This window comes from [Clostridium] clostridioforme AGR2157, assembly GCF_000424325.1.
GTDB lineage: Bacteria > Bacillota > Clostridia > Lachnospirales > Lachnospiraceae > Enterocloster > Enterocloster clostridioformis_A.
Map to the genome: position 1 here is coordinate 103,715 of NZ_AUJR01000007.1, position 16,875 is coordinate 120,589.

16 protein-coding genes and 1 pseudogene are annotated in these 16,875 nt (G+C 50.7%); 10 read left to right on the forward strand and 7 right to left on the reverse strand.

The window, feature by feature from the left end; all coding sequences use genetic code 11:
- The first annotated feature begins 55 nt into the window (after positions 1 to 55).
- The gene (locus G614_RS0104355) at positions 56 to 1,375 is read left to right on the forward strand and encodes an ABC transporter substrate-binding protein (RefSeq protein ID WP_027640960.1); all 1,320 of its coding nucleotides are present in this window, start codon (positions 56 to 58) and stop codon (positions 1,373 to 1,375) included.
- A gap of 87 nt (positions 1,376 to 1,462) precedes the next feature.
- Here G614_RS0104355 and G614_RS0104360 read toward each other — a convergent pair whose 3' ends face one another.
- Positions 1,463 to 2,119, reverse strand: a complete 657-nt coding sequence (locus G614_RS0104360; RefSeq protein ID WP_027640961.1) for a trimeric intracellular cation channel family protein — start codon at positions 2,117 to 2,119, stop codon at positions 1,463 to 1,465.
- A gap of 20 nt (positions 2,120 to 2,139) precedes the next feature.
- Positions 2,140 to 3,147, reverse strand: coding sequence for an aspartate--ammonia ligase (asnA, locus tag G614_RS0104365; protein WP_027640962.1), 1,008 nt, complete (start codon positions 3,145 to 3,147; stop codon positions 2,140 to 2,142).
- Positions 3,148 to 3,354: 207 nt separating this feature from the next.
- Here asnA and G614_RS0104370 point away from each other — a divergent pair, with 207 nt between their 5' ends.
- Positions 3,355 to 3,966, forward strand: coding sequence for an N-acetylmuramoyl-L-alanine amidase family protein (locus tag G614_RS0104370; RefSeq protein ID WP_027640963.1), 612 nt, complete (start codon positions 3,355 to 3,357; stop codon positions 3,964 to 3,966).
- 100 nt (positions 3,967 to 4,066) lie between these two features.
- On the opposite strand, the gene G614_RS0104375 is transcribed toward G614_RS0104370, so the two are convergent.
- From G614_RS0104375 to G614_RS26770, 3 genes and pseudogenes are all read right to left on the reverse strand, one after another.
- Positions 4,067 to 4,279, reverse strand: a complete 213-nt coding sequence (locus tag G614_RS0104375; RefSeq protein WP_027640964.1) for a DUF3006 domain-containing protein — start codon at positions 4,277 to 4,279, stop codon at positions 4,067 to 4,069.
- Between the two features lie 69 nt (positions 4,280 to 4,348).
- Positions 4,349 to 5,506, reverse strand: a complete 1,158-nt coding sequence (locus G614_RS0104380; protein ID WP_027640965.1) for a ComEC/Rec2 family competence protein — start codon at positions 5,504 to 5,506, stop codon at positions 4,349 to 4,351.
- A 51-nt stretch (positions 5,507 to 5,557) separates the two neighbouring features.
- A pseudogene (locus tag G614_RS26770) lies at positions 5,558 to 5,758 on the reverse strand (acyl-CoA thioesterase); the annotation flags it as partial.
- A gap of 294 nt (positions 5,759 to 6,052) precedes the next feature.
- Between G614_RS26770 and G614_RS0104390 the strand changes: the two are divergent.
- The gene (locus G614_RS0104390; RefSeq protein ID WP_027640966.1) at positions 6,053 to 6,295 is read left to right on the forward strand and encodes a hypothetical protein; all 243 of its coding nucleotides are present in this window, start codon (positions 6,053 to 6,055) and stop codon (positions 6,293 to 6,295) included.
- A 172-nt stretch (positions 6,296 to 6,467) separates the two neighbouring features.
- Entirely contained in the window at positions 6,468 to 7,490 is a 1,023-nt protein-coding gene (locus G614_RS0104395; RefSeq protein WP_027640967.1) for an aldo/keto reductase, read from the forward strand.
- Between the two features lie 119 nt (positions 7,491 to 7,609).
- Here G614_RS0104395 and G614_RS0104400 read toward each other — a convergent pair whose 3' ends face one another.
- Positions 7,610 to 9,373, reverse strand: coding sequence for an ABC-ATPase domain-containing protein (locus tag G614_RS0104400; protein ID WP_027640968.1), 1,764 nt, complete (start codon positions 9,371 to 9,373; stop codon positions 7,610 to 7,612).
- Between the two features lie 318 nt (positions 9,374 to 9,691).
- On the opposite strand from G614_RS0104400, the gene G614_RS0104410 reads away from it, so the two are divergent.
- The 5 genes from G614_RS0104410 to G614_RS0104430 all read left to right on the forward strand — a co-directional run bounded on the left by G614_RS0104410 (position 9,692) and on the right by G614_RS0104430 (position 13,647).
- Positions 9,692 to 10,363, forward strand: coding sequence for a hypothetical protein (locus tag G614_RS0104410; RefSeq protein ID WP_027640970.1), 672 nt, complete (start codon positions 9,692 to 9,694; stop codon positions 10,361 to 10,363).
- A gap of 61 nt (positions 10,364 to 10,424) precedes the next feature.
- Positions 10,425 to 11,030 carry an imidazole glycerol phosphate synthase subunit HisH gene (gene hisH / locus G614_RS0104415; RefSeq protein WP_027640971.1) on the forward strand — a complete coding sequence of 202 codons (606 nt, stop codon included), beginning with the start codon at positions 10,425 to 10,427 and terminating at the stop codon, positions 11,028 to 11,030.
- 75 nt (positions 11,031 to 11,105) lie between these two features.
- Positions 11,106 to 11,867 carry an imidazole glycerol phosphate synthase subunit HisF gene (gene hisF, locus G614_RS0104420; protein ID WP_027640972.1) on the forward strand — a complete coding sequence of 254 codons (762 nt, stop codon included), beginning with the start codon at positions 11,106 to 11,108 and terminating at the stop codon, positions 11,865 to 11,867.
- 135 nt (positions 11,868 to 12,002) lie between these two features.
- A complete protein-coding gene (locus G614_RS0104425; RefSeq protein ID WP_027640973.1) occupies positions 12,003 to 12,677 on the forward strand; it encodes a uracil-DNA glycosylase in 675 nt (224 codons plus the stop codon).
- 127 nt (positions 12,678 to 12,804) lie between these two features.
- A complete protein-coding gene (locus G614_RS0104430; RefSeq protein ID WP_027640974.1) occupies positions 12,805 to 13,647 on the forward strand; it encodes an undecaprenyl-diphosphate phosphatase in 843 nt (280 codons plus the stop codon).
- A gap of 167 nt (positions 13,648 to 13,814) precedes the next feature.
- On the opposite strand, the gene G614_RS0104435 is transcribed toward G614_RS0104430, so the two are convergent.
- The gene (locus tag G614_RS0104435) at positions 13,815 to 14,846 is read right to left on the reverse strand and encodes a 3-deoxy-7-phosphoheptulonate synthase (RefSeq protein WP_027640975.1); all 1,032 of its coding nucleotides are present in this window, start codon (positions 14,844 to 14,846) and stop codon (positions 13,815 to 13,817) included.
- A gap of 749 nt (positions 14,847 to 15,595) precedes the next feature.
- Here G614_RS0104435 and tyrS point away from each other — a divergent pair.
- Entirely contained in the window at positions 15,596 to 16,822 is a 1,227-nt protein-coding gene (gene tyrS, locus G614_RS0104450; RefSeq protein WP_027640976.1) for a tyrosine--tRNA ligase, read from the forward strand.
- Positions 16,823 to 16,875 lie beyond the last annotated feature (53 nt).

Consider the following 16,875-nt stretch of genomic DNA (forward strand, 5'->3'; position numbering starts at 1 on the left):
GAGTACGCGGGCAGGGGGAAGACAAGAGGCTGGCAGAAGGAAGGATGAGATTGGGATGAAGGGATGGAAATGGACAATGGGGTTGGGAACAGCCGTGTTCCTCCTTGTGGGCTTGCTTGGATGTGTATATAAGTACCATGAGAAGGAGATTGTCCTGGAATTCGGCATGTTCACGGGAAGCAACTGGGACGTGGCCAGTGCCAGCAGCTTTGTCATCATGGACAAGGCAATCGCAAGGTTCGAGGAGGAGCATCCCGGGGTGAAGATACACTACTACAGCGGAATCAGCAAGGAGGATTACTCGGAGTGGTGCGCCAGAAAGCTTTTAGAGGGAAAGATGCCGGATGTGTTTATGGTGCCTGATACGGATTTTAACCTGTATGCGTCCCTGGGAGTCATGAAAAACCTGGACGAGCTCATCGAGCACGACGCCGGATTTGACCGGAATGATTTTTTCACCACTGCCCTGGATGCGGGAAAGTACGACGGACACCAGTGCGCCCTTCCTTATGAAACGGTTCCGGTCCTTTTATTTGTCAACAAGTCCCTTCTGGCCAAGGAGCAGATTGAGGTGCCGGAGGAGGACTGGACCTGGGACGACATGTATGAAATCTGCCGGAAGATAACAAAGGATGTAAACGGAGATGGATTGCTGGACCAGTTCGGAACCTATAATTACAGCTGGAGAAACGCGGTCTACACCAGCGGGGGAAGGTTTTATGACGGGGACCAGCAGCAACTGCCCTTTACAGACTCCCATGTCCTGGATGCCATTAAATACATGAAGCGCCTTAATGACCTTAACCAGGGGCAGAGCGTGACCCAGGAGGATTTCAACAAGGGGAACGTGGCTTTCATGCCCCTGACCTTTGCGGAGTACAGGACCTATAAGACATATCCTTACCGGATTAAGAAATACACCAGGTTCCAGTGGGACTGCATCACATTTCCCGCGGGCAAGGAGGGGGAGAACCGTTCCAGGGTCGATTCCCTTCTCATGGGAATCAACAGCAATACAAAGCATGAAAAGCTGGCGTGGGAGTTTCTGAAACAGCTGACCGGAAATGAGGAGATGCAGATGGACATATTCCGGTATTCCCAGGGCGTGTCTGTGCTCAAAAGCGTTACCGGCTCCGCCCAGGCAGCTGCCATCATACAGGAGGACATGGATGAGGGAGAGCAGGTCATCAACAGCAGCCTGCTTTACAATGTAATTGAAAATGGAGTCATAGAGCCCAAATTCCAGCAGTATGAGCAGGTTATGAGCCTGGCGGACGGGGAAGTATCAAAGATACTCATGGAAAACAGGAATGTGGACAGCAGTATGAAGATATTCCAAAGAAGCATTACGAAGTATCTGCAGCAGCAGAGGTGAGTTACACAAGCGCATGACAAAAAAGTCCAGGCCGTAATCATCAGTACATTGGTTCGTACAATGATTGGGACCTGGGCCTTTTTCACTTTATTTGTTCTTAGTATGGTATGCGGTGGGAAGGTTCCAGTTGTACTTTGTCGCCAGAAGGCGGATGAGCACTACCAGAATTGCGCTCAATATCATGGAGGCGTCCCTGGAGAGCCAGCCGCCCAGGCAGACATAGCATATGGCCCCGGCAATGGAGGCAGAAGCATATACATGCTTGCGCAGGATATACGGGGACTGTCCTGCCAGTATATCTCTCAGGATACCGCCGCCCACGCCTGTGAGGACGCCCAGAAAGATGGAGAGAAAATGATATTCCCCGTAACCGGCTGTCCCCGCGGTGTTGATGCCCGTCACTGTGAATGCTCCCAGTCCAACGGCATCAAACAGGTTCATCATCTTCTCATAGGCCGAGATATACCGGCTTTCCAGTATCTGCTGGTTCAGCCAGACCAGGATGAAGAGCACCATGGCCGTGAGAAAGGCCGTGTACACGTAAACCGGGTTCATGAACAGGCTGGGCGGGACGATTCCCAGTATGATGTCCCGGAGCATTCCGCCGCCAACGGCAGTGGTGACGCCAAGGACCACCACTCCCAACAAATCCAGCCGCTGTTTGATGGCTACCAGGGCACCGGATGACGCAAAGGCCACGGTACCGATTATTTCGATGATAAAAAAGATTGAGATTGATTCCATAATACACTCCCAGCCAATGGCTACAGCAGATAAATCTTGTTCTCCCCGCAGATATCGCGCATTTTTCTGGGCCAGATACTGGCCTGTACTTCACCGATATGGGCGCGGTCCAAAAGCAGCATGCAAAGACGTGACTGTCCGATACCGCCGCCAATGGTGTAGGGAAGCTCGCCGTTTAAAAGCATTTTATGATAGGGAAGGCTGCGGCGGTCTTCACATCCTGCCTTCTTCAGCTGGTCTTCCAGGGCAGCCTCATCCACACGGATGCCCATGCTGGAGATTTCCAGGGCGCACTGCAAATGCTCAAACCAGAACAGGATATCGCCGTTCAGCTTCCAGTCGTCATAGTCAGGCGCACGTCCGTCATGGGGCTTGCCGCTGGCCAGTTTGTCGCCTATCTGCATCAGGAACACGCACCCGTGCTCCCTGGTAATCAGATTTTCCCTTTCCTTAGGAGTATTATCAGGATACAGGTCCTCCAGTTCCTGGCTGGTGATAAAGTAGATATCCTTTGGCAGGTGTTTAACGGCCTCCGGGTATTTATACCACACCTCATGCTGCATGTGCTTGATGATCTTGAAGATCTCCCGCACCGTATCCTTTAAGGTGTCCAGGCTGCGCTGTTCCTTAGTAATGACACGCTCCCAGTCCCACTGGTCCACATAACAGGAGTGAAGGTTATCCAGCTCCTCATCCCTGCGGATGGCGTTCATGTTGGTGTAAAGGCCCTCGCCTGGTTTAAAGCCGTATTCCTTTAAGGCCATACGTTTCCATTTTGCCAGTGAGTGCACCACCTCCAGGGTCTCCCCGGGAAGCCCAAGCATGTCAAAGGAAACAGGGCGCTCGGTGCCGTTTAAGTTATCATTAAGTCCGCTGCTCTTTTCCACGAATAGGGGAGCGGAGATACGTTCAAGATGCATCTCCCTTCCCATTTCCTTCTGGAAGGTATCGCGTATGTATTTGATTGCGTCCTGCGTCTCCCGTATGGAGAGGCGGGGGTTGTAATCCTTAGGTATGATTAGTTCCATCTTAAAAACCTCCAAACTAGTTGATTTCATTACATATGTTTCTTATGGTATCATCATTGGGAAAAACGTGCAAGTGCTTCCATCACTTTTTTATGCCGGAAATGGCCTGAAAATGAGAAAATCCCCTGGAAAGGGCTGAAATATGATGTTACATACAGATGGAACTATGGTATAATAGAGTTAAAAATGAAATCGGGAGGTAATGAGATGAAACGGACAGTAAAGGTATGGCTGGCAGTGGTCATGAGCGGAGTTCTTCTGGCCGGAGGCGCCGGAATGACGGGACAGGCCCCATGGGGAATGGAGGCCCAGGCCCATTCAGGCAGAACAGATGCCAGCGGAGGACACCGGGATAACAAGAATGCCAGCGGGCTGGGAAGCTATCATTACCACTGCAAAGGTCATCCGGCACATCTGCATCCCAATGGAGTGTGTCCCTATGCAGGAGGTGGGGAAAGTACCCAGACACAGGCTCAGGCTGCGGTCCAGGCAGCTTCCGGGGCAGGGGCAGCTTCCGGGGCAGGGGCAGCTTCCGGGGCAGGGGCAGCTTCCGGTACTTCGGGCTGGCACAAGAATGGGGCATACTGGAACTATATCTGCGAGGACGGAACCCGGCTGATTGGATGCTGGAAGCAGATTGACGGCGTATGGTACTGTTTTGACGGTGACGGAAACATGCGGACCGGATGGTACGGGGAAAATGGTTCGCTCTATTACCTGGGAACAGACGGGAAGATGGCCGTCGGAACCTGCGTGATTGATGGAAAGGAATACCAGTTTGACCAGGATGGGAAGATGATATCGCCGGATAACAGGTAGAGGCGGGATGAAACGGTGGAAGTATGACAGGAACATAACAAGAAAATGGGCCCGCATTGGCAGTCAATGCGGGCCCGCAGCCGTTTGTCATTTTTTGATTTTACTCAAATAGATCCATAAGCTTCTTTTTCATTTCACGCCGTCTTTTATCTGTTTCTTCGGAATCCAGGGAAAACCTGCCTTCCTCTTCTCTTAGCACGTCGCCTTCCTTAATATTCTTTGGAAGATGGCTGACGGGAACGCAGATGCGTTTCCTTAATTCGGTTTCACATATGGCCAGACCCTCTTCCAGCCGGTCGATGATATATTTCATATAGAAACTCCTTTCTGTGGGTTTGGGGTAAGAGACAGTATTTACAGAATGTCTCATATTGTGTTTGGTTTAAGGTTTACACTGTTTACAGGGTTCATATCCCTCCTGTACCAGTTCATCCCTGGATGCCGTCACGTCCTTGCGGTTCTCAGACTTCATCTGGGTGGCAGAGGCACAGTCGGGGCGGTGGAACTTGCCTGTGTTGGTATTTATGACATAGCTGGAGAGAGTGGAGCTGTTGCCGGACTCATTTTCAGCCGCGGCCCCGTTGTCAGTGTCCGGGATATCGGCGGTATTATTGACGGCGCTGTTAGCGTTGCTGTTGTCGCGGACCGTGCCGTTGCCGGTACTCCATGTAATTGTCTTGCCGTCACTGAATGCGGTAATGGTCCCCTCCTCATCCGTGCGCAGTATCTGGCAGCCTGCTTTCTTAAGCTTTTCCATGGTTTCCTTATGGGGATGGCCGTAGGAGTTGCCTTTTCCGCACTGGATTACCACCCAGGAGGGAGATACCTTTTTCAGAAATGCATTACTGGTGGAGGTGCTGCTGCCGTGATGACCTGCCTTCAGAACATCTGCTTTTAGCACTGCGCCGCTGTTTAAAATATCTTCTTCAGCCTGGTTCTCTGCGTCACCGCACATGACAAAGCTGTTATCGCCGTAAGTAAGGCGGATTCCCACGGACCAGTTGTTCAGGTCTTTGCCGTAGTCTTTTACCGGGGAGAGTATGGTGAAGGAGGCGTTTCCCAAATCATAGGAGTCCCCGGGCTTGGGTTTGGTGATTTTAAGTCCTCTGGAGGCAATGGAGTCCAGTACGTCCTCAAAGGTTTTGGTGGTATGTTCCACAGGAGGCAGGAAGACCTTGTCTACGGGAAAGGTATCGATTACCTTGTCCAGGCCGCCGATATGGTCCGAATGGGGATGGGTGCCAATCACATAATCCAGTTTTGTCACTCCCTCTGCTTTTAGATAAGAGATTACGGTGCCGGCCTGGTCATTTTCACCTGCATCAATAAGCATGTAGTGTCCGTCTGATTCGGCTAGTATACTGTCGCCCTGGCCCACATCAATAAAATGTACATCCAGTCCGGACCCGGATGGTGCGGTTATGGAGGAACCCTTATCCGGTAAAAGAGAGGGGGATGAATCCGCGCATCCTCCCAGCAAAAGAGATATTGCACATAAAATGGATATTATCAATATTCGGATATTCTTTGATTTTGTCATAAACTAGTCAGCCTTCCTGTCTTTGTAATAATCATATTTTCAGATGGGGATAACCATGGACCTGTACTGGCAGTGTACCTCCAGAACCGGGCTCATGATGCCGGATGCTTCCATGGCCTTATATCCGCAGCCCATTTGTTCCATAAGGTTTACCCTTGCCTCCTCCATCCAGCGGATGTAGTTGGAATGGTGCACACAGCCCATCTGGTCTCCATCTTCTGGTAGTAGCCCCGGAATGCAGCATGGCGGCACATGGAAGTATTATACCATGAATTTTTCCAAAAAACGAGTAGCTGGAAAGATGTTTGTGTCTCTTTGGATGAACTCTTTGGATGAGCTTTAGCTGATTCCACGGATTTACCGGCCGGAAGCAGAGTCTGACCTGACCCGGGTCAGCGTACCTTAACCTACAGAGTATTTTAAACAGCTTATGTATATTTTGAAATTTGCTTACATATACTGGTAATAAATGGACCTGTCCTCCGATCTGATACCCGGAAGCAGATTCAGACCAGATATTATCAAAAAGAAAAGGAGCGCATGATTATGGCACGGGGAATAAGAAAGTCACCGGTTGAAAAACTGCAGGGAGAGCTGGCGGATGTACAAGCATCCATAGCACAGTATGAAAGCTGTCTGGAAACCATGAGAGAAAAGGAAAAGGAACTTAGGGAACATATCCAGCTGGAGGAATTCAAGGTGGTCAACGAGATGCTGAAGGAACGGGACATGACCATGGATGATTTAAAAGAAATGCTGGCAGGAGGAGACATGACTCTCAGTGCATGAGACACGTAATCCTGTATACACGGCAATTCCATATAAAGATAAGGACGCCTGTAAACTGAGCGTTCTTATTTTTTGCCTTATAATTTATGCTTGTTTGAGTCCTCATGTTGTAGATGACAGCTGTTTTATGGTAGAATGATAAAAAACAGCAGGCTTGAAGGAGGTACATAAGATGGTGGAAGTCACTTTGGGGAAAACAGGTATAACTGTGAACAAGAATGGGTTTGGGGCCCTTCCTATCCAGAGAATACCGGAGGAGGACGCGGTATACCTTATAAAAAAGGCGTATGAAGGAGGAATCACGTTCTTTGACACAGCCAGGAATTATACGGACAGCGAGGAGAAGTTAGGAGCCGCGCTTGAGGGAATACGTGATAAGGTGTTTATCGCAACCAAGACAGCCGCAAAGACAGCAGAGAAATTCTGGGAGGACCTGGAGATTTCCCTGAAAAACCTGAGGGCAGACCATGTGGATCTCTATCAATTCCATAATCCGCCCTTCTGTCCAAAGCCGGGAGATGGCACCGGACTTTATGAAGCCGTGCTGGAGGCTAAGGAGCAGGGCAAGGTACGCCACATAGGAATCACCAACCACAGGCTGTCAGTGGCAATGGAGGCAATTGATTCAGGCCTTTATGAGACACTGCAGTTTCCATTCTGTTATCTGGCCACGGATAAGGACCTGGAACTGGTGGAGCGGTGCGGGGAGGCAGGCATGGGGTTCATTGCCATGAAGGCATTATCCGGCGGTCTTATCAATAATTCACGGGCAGCCTACGCATATTTAGCCCAGTTTGACAATGTGCTTCCAATCTGGGGCGTTCAGAGAGAAAGGGAGCTGGATGAATTCCTGTCTTACGTGGGGAATCCGCCTCAGATGACAGATGAGATAAGGGCATTGATTGATAAGGACAGGAAAGAGCTCCTGGGAGAATTCTGCAGAGGCTGCGGATACTGTATGCCATGTCCCGTGGGTATTGAAATCAACAACTGTGCCAGGATGTCCCTTATGATACGCAGGGCTCCTTCCGCGGCTTGGCTGACACCGGACGCTCAGGAGAAAATGAAGAAAATTGAACAGTGCCTCCACTGCAACCAGTGCAAGGGAAAATGTCCCTATAACCTGGACACGCCCGCACTGCTGGAGAAGAACCTGAAGGACTATCTGGAGATTCTGGATGGAAAGGAATATTAGAGGAAACGGACTAAGAAAATAGAAACAGTAGCGAAGTAAAAGGAAACAGCGCCCAGCTGCCATTGCAGGCAGAGGAAGCGCTGTTTTTAATAAAACCATGATACTGATTTTTGCAGGGATTAATTGCGGTAGCGGTTGATGCAGGCGTATATCTCCTGGATCCTCGGCATGGAAAGGCCGCAGGCCGCGTAGGAGCTGTCGCCCACGGCTGCCAGCCCGCCTTTCTGTATCTCCTTAAGCAGCATGGAGACCGTATCCTTTACCGTGTACCGTTCAAGCAGCTGGTGTTCCACACAGTAGCGCAGCATCTGTGCCAGGGTATTGGTCTGTTCAGAGTCAATGAGCTGTTCCACAAAACGGAGGTCCACAGGGGACTTGCCAATTTGCAGGGAATCCTTTCCATATACCTTGACCTTGATGCGCTCGTCGCGGCCGCCGCCCCGGGGCCCCCTGCCTCTGTAATTTCCCCTGCTTTCGGCAGCAGAATTTCCCGATGCAGTCTGGGAACCGCCTTTATTGCTTAACAGTCTGCGTCCCCCGGACGGAAGAAGAAAGCCAGGGGCAGAGGTGATGGGCTCAACGCCGTAGCCGGAACAGAAGGCCTTGGTCTTATCCGTGATGTCCAGTGGTTCATAGCAGTCCATCTGGAGGATGGTATCTGCAATATAGAAATAAGCTCCCGAACTTCCTGCCACCATAACAGTTGAAATGCCTGATTTTTCATACAAATCCCTGGCCCTCTCAATGAATGGGGTAATGGGCTCCTGGTCCCGGCTGATGATTTTCTGCATCAGATCATCCCTGACCATGAAGTTGGTGGCGGAGGTGTCCTCGTCAATCAGAAAGACACGGCTTCCGGCCTCAATCCCTTCGATGACAGCGGCTGCCTGGGAGGTGCTGCCGCTGGCATCCTCAGTTGAGAAGCAATGGGTGTCCTTTTTGTTGGGCAGGTCGTTGATAAACAGGGAAATGTCCACATTCTGGACGCTTCTGCCGTCCTCTGCCCGCAGCTTCATGGCAGTGGAATCAGTGATAACAAATTCCCGTCCATCCCCGGCCACATGGTTATAGACGCCGGACTCCAGTGCTTTTAACAGGGTGGATTTGCCATGATATCCGCCTCCCACAATCAGGGTAATGCCCCGGTGAAGTCCCATGCCGGTGATTCTGCCATGATGAGGAAGGTTTAATTCCATTCTGAGGGAATCCGGTGACTGGAAGGGCACGCTGCCCTTCATGGGCCGGCTGGAAATGCCGCTTTCCCTGGGAAGGATGGCACCGTCTGCCACAAAGGAGACCAGTCCCAGGCGTTCCAGTTTACATCGGATGAAACGCTGGTCTTCCGCCAGGTCTGACACGGCCTTTACCTCCTGGGCAGGCCTGTTTTTATAGTAAAATACGGTTTTGACACACCGCGGCAGGAAGTCAAACAGAATTTTAATCAGTTCACCGGAATTGATGGTCCTGCCATTGGCCGGAAAACCTGCCTCAAAGCGTGCCGTTATGCCCTTAGGGCTGCATTCGCAGGCTGTCCGGCTCAGAATCTCAGGCCCTGGCCGGCTGGTGGCAATCAGGCCGCTTTTGCCGGAACCTTTTGCTTTAAAATTGTACTTGGCGATTTCCTGGAAGAACTGCCTGACCAGATAATCTTCCAGGGCAGTCTGCTTGTGGGGGGCGTCAAAATATCCGCTGGGGTAGGCGGCCCTCTGGAGCGGAATAAATACACTTAATTTGGAAGGGGATGCAAAGGGATCTCCCTGTACATGGTCGATGGAAAGTACATAATCCGTAAAGTCATATGACCCCCGCGTATCTTTATAGGCCGGATACCCTTTCCGGTCAATGGATTCCAGTAATCTTCTCAGGTCTTGTGCTGATTTCATGATGATGCTTCACCTCTTCACCTGCGCTGCCAGGCCGGAATCCCATTCCGGTCTGCCTTTTGACAGGCTCCTTTTTCTGTATTTGCTTCCTATATTTTATAGCAGGTCCGGCGAAAATGCAACCGGGAAGAACAGCCTGCATGGGGGACATATGGCGATCCCGGTCCCGGTCACATCCGGCCATCCGGGGTTAGGCAGCGTTGAAGCCTGCCATGTTTTATGGTATGATAGCATAAGACGGCGCCAGGGCCTGAAGCGGAATATCAGACGCACTTCGGTTCATGGGCAGCCTTAAGAATGACAGGAGTGAAAGTGGATATGGACCAGCAGAAGAAGGAATTGTTAGAGGCGCTGTCCGGCGCGGAAAAGGTACTTATAGGCATCGGAGGGGAATGGAAATTAAGGGACGACGCAAGAGATGTGCGCCGGCGTTGTCTGGGGGACCAGGTTCAGAAGGAGCTTCGGGAAGCTTACGCGGCCCTATGGAGTCTGGTCAGGGACAAGGATTATTATGTGGTTACCACTGTGACGGATGGAGCTGTCTATGACACGGATTTTGACAGCAGGCGGGTGGTCGCTCCCTGTGGAAATATCCATTGGAGGCAGTGTTCCAAAGCCTGTACCAAGGATATATGGGAAGAGGGGGAGGTGCCGGATGATATCTGCACTCATTGCAAGGCTCCCCTGACAGGCAATACGGTTGAGGCGGAGACTTATATAGAGGAAGGCTACCTGCCCAGGTGGGAGGCATACAAGAAATGGCAGACAGGGACCCTGAACCGCAGACTGGTTATCCTGGAACTGGGAGAGGGGTTTAAGACGCCTACCGTCATGCGGTGGCCATTTGAGAAGATTGGTTTTTTCAACCAGAAATCCATATTTTACAGGATACATGAAAATTTTTACCAGATGCCCAAAGAATTGGGAGAGCGGGCCGCGGGAATCCAGGCAGATTCGGTTTCCTTTATCCGCGGCCTGGCAGAGGATTGAGAGGGGTGTTTTATCACGTTACAATGATAAAATATTAAATCATAGGAACGAGGTTGAATATATGATTGCTATTATTGATTATGACGCAGGAAACCTGCGCAGTGTGGAAAAAGCCCTGCTTTCACTGGGGGAAACGCCTGTCATAACCAGGGACAGGAAAACGATACTCAAAGCGGACAAGGTCATTCTGCCGGGGGTGGGATCTTTTGGCGATGCCATGGGAAAGCTGGAGCAGTATGGTCTGGTGGATGTGATTCATGAGACAGTGGACCAGGGAACTCCATTTTTGGGTATCTGCCTGGGACTGCAGCTTTTATTTGCCAGCAGTGAGGAGAGCCAGGGGGTTTCGGGTCTGGGCATCCTTCCGGGAAAGATACTTAAGATACCGGAGCATCCCGGACTTAAGATTCCGCATATGGGCTGGAATTCACTGAAGATAAGGCCGGAGGCAAAGCTGTTTCATGGGATTGAAGACGGAGCCTATGTTTATTTTGTCCATTCCTATTACCTGAAAGCAGAGGATGAGTCCATTGTGGCAGCTTCCACGGAGTACAGCACCGTGATACACGCTTCTGTTGAACGGGGAAATGTGTTTGCATGTCAGTTCCACCCGGAGAAAAGCGGGAAGGCGGGCCTTGCCATTCTTAAGAATTTTATCGGACTGTGAAAGTCCTGCGCTGTCTGAAAAAAGGATATCGGAGGCAGCGCCATACCAATTAAAACAGGAGATAGGAGAGGCGATATGTTTACCAAAAGAATCATACCATGCCTGGACGTGAACAACGGACGCGTGGTAAAAGGCGTAAATTTTGTGAACCTGCGGGACGCAGGGGACCCGGTGGAGATAGCCGCGGCTTATGACAAGGCAGGGGCAGACGAACTGGTATTTCTGGATATCACGGCATCCTCGGACAACCGCCGTACTGTGGCGGATATGGTGCGCAAGGTGGCGGAGACTGTTTTCATCCCGTTTACTGTGGGCGGCGGCATACGCACAGTGGAAGATTTCCGCATGCTTCTCCGGGAGGGGGCGGATAAGATATCCATTAATTCCTCAGCCATCGACAATCCGCGTCTTATAAACGACGCGGCGGATAAGTTCGGCCGCCAATGTGTGGTGGTAGCCATAGACGCCAGGCGCAGGGCTGATGGAAAAGGCTGGAATATCTACAAGCACGGCGGACGTGTGGATGTGGGGAAAGATGCCCTGGAGTGGGCCATGGAGGCAGACCGTCTGGGCGCGGGTGAGATACTGCTCACCAGTATGGACTGCGACGGAACCAAGAACGGATATGACAACGAACTGACCTCTCTCATAGCCTCCCATGTATCCGTGCCTGTCATTGCTTCGGGAGGCGCCGGGAATAAGGAACATTTCTATGATGCGCTGACAAAGGGCGGCGCGGACGCCGCCCTGGCCGCCTCTCTCTTTCATTATAAGGAACTGGAGATACGGGAGCTTAAGGAGTACCTGTCGGAGAGAGGGATTGCCGTAAGGATGTAGCGATTCATCCTCGTCAGGCTGTGCTCCCAGCCCTCTTTCTCAATTATTTTGTCGATATCCGTTGTTTCCAGCCGTTTCCTATGCTAAAATATGAAAATGTGAATTTATATCGTGAATGAAAAGGAGAAGCAGGATATGGCCGCTATTACCAATGACTGGCTGGGGCCCTTGAGCAGCGAGTTTAAGAAGCCCTATTATAAAGAACTGTATAAGACAGTAAAGCATGAATATGAGACCAAAAGGGTGTTTCCCGAGCCCGATGATATCTTCAACGCATTTGCATTTACACCGCTGGCGGACGTGAAGGTAGTGATTCTGGGGCAGGACCCTTACCACAATTATGGTCAGGCCCATGGCCTGTGTTTTTCGGTAAAGCCGGACGTGGATATTCCTCCCTCACTGGTGAACATTTACCAGGAGCTTCACGACGATTTGGGGTGTTATATACCGAATAACGGTTATCTGAAAAAGTGGGCTGACCAGGGTGTCATGCTGTTAAATACAGTGCTCACGGTGAGAGCCCATCAGGCCAATTCCCACCGGGACATTGGATGGGAGAAGTTTACGGATGCGGCGATAGGCATTCTTAACCAGCAGGACAGGCCCATGGTGTTTATTTTATGGGGACGTCCGGCCCAGGCCAAGAAGGCAATGCTGAATAATCCCAGGCATTTAATCCTGGAGGCGCCCCACCCAAGTCCGTTGTCCGCGTCCAGGGGATTTTTCGGCAGCAGGCCTTTCAGCAAGACCAATGCATTTTTGGCAGAGCACGGCCTTACGCCTGTTGACTGGCAGATTGAGAATATATAAAACAGGTATAGGGATAGATAAGAATACATAAAATGTACAGCAGGCAGGGGCCCTTGCGGCAGGATGGCTGCACGGGCGGGATGCCTAGGCGTCAGGGAATGGAGCCTGTCTGCGGTAAGGAGAATTTATGAGTTTAGTTGAAGTGTTAAAAATCATTGTACTGGGAATTGTGGAAGGATTCACGGAGTGGCTTCCCATCAGCAGCACAGGCCATATGATTCTGGTGGATGAAATCATACGCCTGAACCAGCCGGATGCGTTTAAGGACGTGTTTCTGGTGGTGATTCAGTTAGGGGCCATCCTGGCTGTGGTTGTCATGTTTTTTCATAAGCTGAATCCCTTTAGTCCCAGCAAGACCAGCCGGCAGAAGGATGCCACCTGGGCCCTGTGGATTAAAATTATCATTGCCTGTGTTCCGGCAGCCATTCTGGGACTATTGCTGGATGACTGGATGGAGGCCCATCTGTTCAATGCCTATGTGGTGGCAGCGGCCCTGATTGTATACGGTGTACTTTTTATTGTACTTGAGAACAGCAGCGTGTGTACCAATCCAAGGTTTAACAAGGTGGGACAGATTTCAGCCAAGACAGCGTTCCTCATTGGCATGGTACAGCTTCTGGCTTTGATTCCGGGAACCTCCCGCTCCGGTTCCACCATTCTGGGCGCCATGGTCTTAGGCTGTTCCAGGGCTGCAGCGGCAGAGTTCTCATTTTTCCTGGGAATCCCGGTTATGTTTGGAGCCAGTTTATTGAAAATTGTGAAGTATTTCCTGACAGGGAATGCATTTACAGGACCGCAGATTTTCTATACCATACTGGGAATGCTGATTGCCTTTGTGGTTTCCGTTTATTCCATCCAGTTTCTTATGAGCTATGTGCGCAAGCATGATTTTAAGTTCTTTGGATACTATAGAATCATTCTGGGCGTGATTGTGCTGGCATACTTTGGTATTACGGCGCTGGCCAGCTAGGAGCTAAAGTCAGAAGCGAAGTCAGAATCAAATAGAGGCAAAGTCAGAAGCTTAATCAGAAATAAAAGAATGATTTACAGAATAGAAAAGGGCCTGCCATGCAAACGGATTGTGAATGGCAGAGCCCTATTTGCCGCTCATTTTTTCGTTTGAGTCATATTATGGTGTTAATCCAGATTATCCGCAATCTCATACAGCAGCCGCTCCGTATCATCCCATCCAAGACAGGGATCGGTGATGGACTTGCCGTAGCAGTGTTCTCCGATTTTCTGGCTGCCGGGCTCAATATAGCTCTCAATCATGAGGCCCTTTACCAGATTCTTTATATCTCCGGAGTGACGGCGGCTGTGGAGCACTTCCTTGGCAATGCGAATTTGTTCCTGATACTGCTTGTTGGAGTTGGCGTGGTTTGTGTCCACGATGCAGGCCGGATTCTGTAACCCCCGCTGGTTATACAGGTCAAATAAAAGCTTCAAATCTTCATAGTGGTAGTTGGGGTTGCACTGGCCCCTTTTGTTCACGGCACCGCGCAGGATGGTGTGGGTCAGAGGATTGCCGGGGCACTGTACTTCAAAGCCGCGGAAGATAAAGTCGTGGGGAAGCTGGGCAGCCACCACGGAATTCAGCATGACTGTCAGGTCGCCGCTGGTGGGGTTCTTCATGCCTACGGGCACATCGCAGCCGCTGGCTACCAGCCGGTGGAACTGATTTTCCACGGAACGGGCGCCTACTGCCACATAGGACATCATGTCGGAGAGATAGTTCATATTTTCAGGATAAAGCATTTCATCAGCGGTGGAAAAACCTGTCTCCCGCAGCACCCTCATGTGCATATGGCGGATGGCCAGTATTCCTTCGAACATATCAGGCCGCTTCTCAGGATCGGGCTGATGAATCATTCCCATATATCCCTCGCCGGTGGTTCTGGGCTTGTTGGTGTAGACCCGGGGAATGATGATTAGCTTGTCCTTTGTCTTTTCCTGGATTTTCACAAGGCGTCCGGCGTAATCACATACAGATTCCTCGTTGTCAGCTGAGCAGGGGCCGATGATGACAACAAACTTGTCGCTCTCACCGGTAAATACCTTTTTTATTTCCTCGTCCCTTGCGTGTTTGATTTCTGCCAGCTCAGGGGCCAGAGGGAATTGTTCCCGGATTTCTGCCGGCGTAGGCAGCTTATTGATGAATGTGAATCCCATTTCTTCGTCCTCCAATTATGTAAACACCGGACTGCGGTGTAAGATACATTTCAATGCTTCATTATAGTATAGAAAACCGGATTCGTAAATAGTGAATCCCACGAAAATATTGACAATAAGGCATTTTTTCTGGCTGGGAACCCAGTTTACGCTGCCTGATTTTCTGGGATTTACCCTGATACTGGGAGCTGTGTTTGCACTTGCCTTTGCACACCGCCCGGGAGGGAAAACAGCGGAAGGGCAGACTTGGGAGTAACTCTTGACAAACCGGGAGAGTCTGTCTATAATAGTCATAATTTCATGAATTGGCTATGACGGGAACAAGTAGTAGCCTGCAGGAACAGACAGAAAGCAGCCGGATGATGAGAGGCGCATGGAATGCAGGTCATGAATACATCCCTGAGCTTCGCACCCAACGGCGCTGTTGCGGATAACAGCCTTAGTAGGCTGCGACGGATCCTGCATCCGTTATCGTGCTAGAGTATATGGGCGTTTGTTGAAAGCTTGCCGCCAGTACTCGAAGAGGCAGGCAGCGTGAGCTGTCTGTGAACATCAGGTGGTAACACGGGGCTTACGGGCTTCGTCCTTTTGGATAAGGGCGGGGCTTTTTTTAGTTCATAAAGGGGAATCCGTGTCTGCGGTCCCCCCTGCGCCCCGGCTGCCCCTGTATAAAAAATGTAAGAATCAAGCCCTTGCATGAAAGCAGAAGTATGGTAAAATAAAGAAAGTAAGAAGAGGAGAAAATCACCATGCAGATTTACGAAGAACTGGTTGCCAGGGGCCTCATTGCCCAGGTGACCAACGAAGAAGAAATTAAGAAAATGGTCAACGAGGGAAAGGCCGTATTCTATATCGGCTTCGACCCCACAGCTGACAGCCTCCATGTAGGCCACTTCATGGCACTCTGCCTGATGAAGCGCCTTCAGATGGCAGGCAACAAGCCCATTGCACTGATTGGCGGAGGCACGGGCATGATTGGGGACCCGTCGGGACGTTCAGATATGCGCACCATGATGACCCCTGAAATCATCCAGCATAACTGTGACTGCTTCAAAAAGCAGATGAGCCGTTTCATCGATTTCTCAGAGGGAAAGGCCATGATGGTGAACAATGCAAAATGGCTCATGGGCCTTAACTATATTGAATTCCTCAGGGAGGTTGGACCTCATTTTTCCGTCAACAACATGCTGCGGGCTGAGTGCTACAAGCAGAGGATGGAGAAGGGCTTAAGCTTCCTGGAATTCAACTACATGATTATGCAGAGCTATGACTTCTATGAGCTGTTTAAACGGTACGGCTGCAACATGCAGTTTGGCGGCGATGACCAGTGGAGCAACATGCTGGGCGGAACTGAACTGATTCGCCGTAAGCTGGGAAAGGATGCACATGCCATGACCATTACCCTGCTCCTTAACTCCGAGGGCAAGAAGATGGGTAAGACACAGTCCGGCGCCGTGTGGCTGGATCCTGAGAAGACATCACCCTTTGATTTCTATCAGTACTGGAGGAATGTGGGGGATTCGGATGTTCTTAAGTGCCTGCGCATGCTTACCTTCCTTCCTCTGGAGCAGATTGACGAGATGGATAAGTGGGAAGGCAGCCAGTTAAACCAGGCAAAGGAGATACTGGCATTCGAGCTTACAAAGCTGGTGCACGGCGAGGAAGAGGCTGCCAAGGCACAGGAAGGCGCCAGGGCTCTGTTTGCAGCAGGAGCAAGCACCGAGAACATACCTGCTTTCGAACTTTTAGAAGAGGACTTTACAGAGGGAACCATTGATATCTTAAGCATCCTTAACAAGTCCGGTCTGGCAGCGTCCCGTTCTGAGGCCAGAAGGAACGTGGAACAGGGCGGTGTGTCCGTGGACGGAAATCCTGTAAAGGATATCAAGGCCGTATTCTCCAGGGAACAGTTTGCCGGAGATGGCATGGTCGTCAAGCGCGGCAAGAAGAATTTCAAGAAGATTGTATTGAAATAATGGTTGGCGGATGCGCCGGGAATTCACCCTGGATGTCATCATGAGTAGTCCAA

What these genes read in the sequence shown, in the direction of transcription:
- asnA (WP_027640962.1), bottom strand. Translation starts at nt 3,147, where the DNA reads ATGGAACTAATCATACCTAAGGATTACAACCCCCGCCTCTCCATACGG.
- G614_RS0104435 (WP_027640975.1), bottom strand. Translation starts at nt 14,846, where the DNA reads ATGGGATTCACATTCATCAATAAGCTGCCTACGCCGGCAGAAATCCGG.
- G614_RS0104400 (WP_027640968.1), bottom strand. Translation starts at nt 9,373, where the DNA reads ATGAAATCAGCACAAGACCTGAGAAGATTACTGGAATCCATTGACCGG.
- G614_RS0104370 (WP_027640963.1), top strand. Translation starts at nt 3,355, where the DNA reads ATGAAACGGACAGTAAAGGTATGGCTGGCAGTGGTCATGAGCGGAGTT.
- G614_RS0104425 (WP_027640973.1), top strand. Translation starts at nt 12,003, where the DNA reads ATGGCCGCTATTACCAATGACTGGCTGGGGCCCTTGAGCAGCGAGTTT.
- G614_RS0104355 (WP_027640960.1), top strand. Translation starts at nt 56, where the DNA reads ATGAAGGGATGGAAATGGACAATGGGGTTGGGAACAGCCGTGTTCCTC.
- G614_RS0104395 (WP_027640967.1), top strand. Translation starts at nt 6,468, where the DNA reads ATGGTGGAAGTCACTTTGGGGAAAACAGGTATAACTGTGAACAAGAAT.
- tyrS (WP_027640976.1), top strand. Translation starts at nt 15,596, where the DNA reads ATGCAGATTTACGAAGAACTGGTTGCCAGGGGCCTCATTGCCCAGGTG.
- G614_RS0104390 (WP_027640966.1), top strand. Translation starts at nt 6,053, where the DNA reads ATGGCACGGGGAATAAGAAAGTCACCGGTTGAAAAACTGCAGGGAGAG.
- G614_RS0104380 (WP_027640965.1), bottom strand. Translation starts at nt 5,506, where the DNA reads ATGACAAAATCAAAGAATATCCGAATATTGATAATATCCATTTTATGT.
- hisF (WP_027640972.1), top strand. Translation starts at nt 11,106, where the DNA reads ATGTTTACCAAAAGAATCATACCATGCCTGGACGTGAACAACGGACGC.
- G614_RS0104410 (WP_027640970.1), top strand. Translation starts at nt 9,692, where the DNA reads ATGGACCAGCAGAAGAAGGAATTGTTAGAGGCGCTGTCCGGCGCGGAA.
- G614_RS0104360 (WP_027640961.1), bottom strand. Translation starts at nt 2,119, where the DNA reads ATGGAATCAATCTCAATCTTTTTTATCATCGAAATAATCGGTACCGTG.
- G614_RS0104375 (WP_027640964.1), bottom strand. Translation starts at nt 4,279, where the DNA reads ATGAAATATATCATCGACCGGCTGGAAGAGGGTCTGGCCATATGTGAA.
- hisH (WP_027640971.1), top strand. Translation starts at nt 10,425, where the DNA reads ATGATTGCTATTATTGATTATGACGCAGGAAACCTGCGCAGTGTGGAA.
- G614_RS0104430 (WP_027640974.1), top strand. Translation starts at nt 12,805, where the DNA reads ATGAGTTTAGTTGAAGTGTTAAAAATCATTGTACTGGGAATTGTGGAA.